Consider the following 1,392-nt stretch of genomic DNA (forward strand, 5'->3'; position numbering starts at 1 on the left):
GGAGTCCGAAGAGATTTATGCCGCGGCTGCGCAAAACGCTCTGGAAAGCCTGGCCCGCTTCAATGCCATGACGACCCCGCAGGATTCGGCAGAAGTCGGTCAGAGCTTCACCTCCCGATGCGTGGTGGACAACCCGACCCTGATTGCAAACGTGTCACAGGAGGTTGCCGAGTTCGAAATCACGCTCCTCGATTTTTACGGGGAGCCGCTSAAAGGGGTGGATCTTCAYGTCGGAACCGACTTGGGGGCCGTTCTCACGCCTGTGATCCGTACGGATGACAAAGGGCGTGCCTGGGCACTGTTACAGGCGGGGGCCAGGATGGGAACCGCGCATTTGCATTACAGCGTACCGCTCCATGAGCCGGTTTATGCCCCGTCGGTGGTGATCGATTGCGATGAAGGGACGCTGAAGTTTAACTCTGAGTTGAGCTCATTGCCGCCTAAGCTTCCGGTGCTGGCAGGGCGTCTGTGGGAACAGGAAATGTATGCGGTGTTGATCGACGATTATGGCAATCGAGGCGCTCACCGTTCGGTGGCCTGGTCCACGACGTGGGGTGAAATTCGTCCCAGCGAAACTTACACAGACAAGGATGGCTTGAGCCGGGTGTGGATCTCCAGCCTTAGTCCGGGCGAGGCCAAAATTGCGGTCGGTAACGTGGAGGGTAGTCACAGTTTCACTTTCAACGGCCACATCGAGTTTGCCGACAAGCCACGGATTTTAGACAAGCCTTTTCTCGTCTCGGCGGCGGTGGACACACTGCCTGTCAATGTGCGCTGCCAAGTCGTCGGACTCGATGATCAACCCGTCATTGGCGAGCGTGTGCAATGGTGGACGAGTGCCGACGCGAAGAAAGTCGAGAAGGAGAGCGGTGACGGCGGGTTCTGCAATTTTGTGGTGAGCGACCCGTCACCCGGCGATTTGACCATCTATGCACAGAGGGGCACCGATGCTGTGGTCGAGGTCACGGTGAGGGTGGCCAGAGATGCGGTGATCCAGAACTTTTCAGAGGTCGCCCGTTTTCCGGTAGCGGGCGCCTCGCGACCGACTTTGCTTTCGGTGGAAGTGAAGGAATCGATGGACCCGGCTGCGAACCCGGTGGGCAATTATTTGGTGTTGTGGAGGACCGATTCGAATCCTGCCGAGGAGATTTCTGCGGAAATTACCCTTAGCACCGATGCACAAGGTCGTTCGGTTTATCCGTTCCGGTCGGCGTCTGYCGGTAATTTTAAGGTCACTGCTCAGTTAGTGCCCCATACAACGCACACTAAACAGTTCGAACTGACGGTCATTCCCGCCTTTGAATGGAAAGTCGAGCTGTTCACCATTGTGGGTGAAACTGAATCCAGTGTACCGATCACCCCCGGTACCGACGAGCTCACTCTGTTCAGAGA

At 56.9% G+C, this 1,392-nt stretch carries 1 protein-coding gene; it reads left to right on the top strand.

Annotated features, from left to right (window positions below):
* On the top strand, nt 1-1,392 hold a 1,392-nt coding region (locus tag AC1DRJ_RS27735; protein WP_477804959.1), incomplete at both ends, for an Ig-like domain-containing protein.

It is taken from the genome of Pseudomonas sp. P5_B2, from assembly GCF_056400445.1.